This is a genomic window from Roseateles sp. P5_E11, from assembly GCF_054049355.1.
Genome location: NZ_JBFUMO010000666.1, coordinates 1 through 2,907 on the forward strand (window position 1 = coordinate 1; position 2,907 = coordinate 2,907).

Consider the following 2,907-nt stretch of genomic DNA (forward strand, 5'->3'; position numbering starts at 1 on the left):
GCGCTGTGCATGCCGCGCTCCCCTCCCTCACCGGCTCGCGCCGGCGCCGCCTGTGGGAGCTGGGCAGCCATGCCCACTGCCCCGTCATCGGCGTCTGCGTGCCGCTGGAACGCGTGCGCATCCTGGCCAGGAAGCTACTGGTGCTGCAGGGCGACGAGGACGACTACACGCTGCATTGCAGCCTCGTCACTGCAGCCGCGCGCCGCAACGCGGTGTCCGAGTCGTTGCAAAAGGATCTGGAGCAGCGCTTCGCGCTCGACGTGCGCAACGCCGCCCAGGCCAAATGCCGCGAAAGCCTGATGAGCTGGTGGCGCAACCGCGCCGTCCAGGGCGAAATTGCCGGCGCGCTGTGGGCCACGCTGACGCACGCACGGTGCGACGAATGGCTGGAGATGCGCGTGCTGGGCCAGGTGCACATGCTGCAGCACCAGGTCGGCGCCGCGCAGCGCATGGACTTGGCTGCCCACCGTGAGCTGTCTGCCGAACATCAGGCGCTGGCGCGCGATTACGCCGAGGTGCAGCAGCGCGTGACTGGTTGGAGCCTGGAGCGCGCCCGCGAGCAGCAGGCCTGGGAGCAGGAGCGCATGCAGTTCCGCGCCACGCAGATCAGCCTGCAGACCCAACTCGCCCAGGCGCAGGGGCAACTGCAGCATTGGCAGGCCGCGCGCCCCGATCTGCCCGAACGCGAGGCCCTGCGCGAGCGCCTGGCCGAACAGTTGGAGCGCAACCTGGCGCTGCAACGCGAGGTCAACCGACTCGCGTCGCGCACACCGACGGTGGCGGATGCCGCAGAACCCGCCGCCGCATGGGCCGAACAAGAGGTCCGCGTTGAGACCGTGAAGCTGGAGCACCGGGTCGTGCTCTGCGTCGGTGGCCGCAGCGGCAGCGTGCCCCAGTACCGTCAGGCCGTGGAAGGCTGTGGCGCGCAGTTCCTGCACCATGACGGCGGCAGCGAGCACAAGCCAGCCCAGCTGGAGCCCCAGCTCGCCGCGGCCGATCTCGTCATCTGCCAGACGGGTTGCATCAGCCATGACGCCTACTGGCGCGTGAAGGACCATTGCAAGCGGCACGGCAAGCGTTGCGTCTTCGTCGAGACGCCCAGCCGCAGCGCGTTTGAGCGCGCGCTGGCCCTGGCGGCGGCCGAAGAAGGGGCAAATACGGCGGTCTGAGGGGAAGCCCCCAGCGGGCGGGCAAACTGCCTGCCGCAAACTGCAATTGTTTGCAGCCGGAGACTGTCATGCCCCCCGTCGCCTCTCCCCACCAGCTCGCGCGCCGCGCCATCGCCCTCGTCCTGGCCGGTGGCCGCGGCTCGCGGCTCAAGCAGTTGACCGATTCGCGCGCCAAGCCGGCCGTCTACTTCGGCGGCAAGTTCCGCATCATCGATTTCGCGCTGAGCAACTGTGTCAACAGCGGCATCCGTCGCATCGGCGTCGTCACGCAGTACAAAAGCCATTCGCTGCTGCGCCACATCCAGCGTGGCTGGAGCTTCCTGCGCGCCGAGCTCAACGAGACGGTCGACCTGATGCCGGCCCAGCAGCGCACCGACGATGAGAGCTGGTACCGCGGCACGGCCGATGCGGTATTCCAGAATCTGGACATCGTGCAGAGCACCGGCGCCGACTACATCGTCGTGCTGGCGGGCGACCACATCTACAAGATGGACTACTCCAGCATGCTGGTGGACCATGTCGCCACAGGGGCGGGTTGCACCGTTGGCTGCATCGAGGTGCCCAAGGGCGAGGCGAGTGCCTTCGGCGTGATGGCCGTGGACGACGAGCGTCGCATCACGGCCTTCAAGGAAAAGCCCGCCGACCCGCCCTGCATCCCGGGCCGCGATGGCGTCTGCCTGGCCAGCATGGGCATCTACATCTTCAACGCCGACTACCTGTACCGGCTTCTGGCCGAAGACCTGGCCGACCCCACCTCCAGCCATGACTTTGGCAAGGACGTGATTCCCAAGGTCGTTGCCGAGAACCGCGCCGTGGCTCACCCCTTCGGCATGAGCTGCATCATGAATCCCAACGGTGCCACGCCCTACTGGCGCGACGTCGGCACGCTGGACGCCTTCTGGGCCGCCAACCTCGACCTGGCCTCCATCAGCCCCGAGCTCGACATCTACGACACCGACTGGCCGATCTGGACCTACCAGCGCCAGCTGCCTCCGGCCAAGTTCATCCCCGACCACAACGGCATGCACGGCATGACGGTCAACACCATCGTCAGCGCGGGCTGCATCGTGTCGGGCTCGCATGTCGTGCAGTCGGTGCTGTTCAACAACGTGCGCATCCGCTCCTTCTGCAACATCCACCAGTGCGTGCTGCTGCCCGGCGTCGAGATCGGGCGGCATTGCCGGCTGACCAAGGTCATCGTCGATCGCGGTTGCGAGATCCCCGATGGCCTCGTCGTCGGCGAGGACGCGGTGCTGGACGCCGAACGCTTCGAGCGCACGGAAAACGGCGTCGTGCTGATCACCAAGCAGATGCTGGCCAGGCTGTGACCAGAGTTCTGCAGGTCAGCGCGGAACTCTTCCCGCTGCTGAAGACGGGCGGCCTGGCCGACGTGGCTGGTGCGCTGCCTGCGGCGTTGGCCGCTGCAGGCGCGGAGCCGCGCCTGCTGGTGCCGGGTTTCCCGGCCATCCGCGATTCGTTGACCCTGGAATGCGCCGTCGTTCCCGTCGCACTACCGTGGAGCGAGGGCAGGGCAGCGCTGCTGCGCGGGCGGCTGCCGGGCTTCGACATGCCCGTCTATGTACTGGACGCTCCTGGTCTTTTCGACCGGCCCGGCAACCCTTACGCGGATGAGAGCGGCGTCGCATACGCGGACAACCACCGTCGCTTCGCGCTGCTGGGCCTGGCGGCTGCCCGTCTTGCCGAGGGCGTGGATGCCGCCTGGCGTCCGCAGATCGTG

3 protein-coding genes are annotated in these 2,907 nt (G+C 67.9%); all 3 read left to right on the plus strand.

Features of this window, described 5'->3' with window-relative positions:
* On the plus strand, positions 1 to 1,169 hold a 1,169-nt coding region (locus ACXJKR_RS28825), incomplete at its 5' end, for a DUF2325 domain-containing protein (protein WP_457325760.1).
* A gap of 68 nt (positions 1,170 to 1,237) precedes the next feature.
* Positions 1,238 to 2,497: a glucose-1-phosphate adenylyltransferase gene (gene glgC / locus ACXJKR_RS28830; protein WP_457325761.1), complete on the plus strand. Its 1,260-nt coding sequence runs from the start codon at positions 1,238 to 1,240 to the stop codon at positions 2,495 to 2,497.
* A partial coding sequence (locus tag ACXJKR_RS28835) for a glycogen/starch synthase (RefSeq protein ID WP_457325762.1) occupies positions 2,494 to 2,907 on the plus strand: 414 nt, incomplete at its 3' end. The genes glgC and ACXJKR_RS28835, both read left to right, overlap by 4 nt.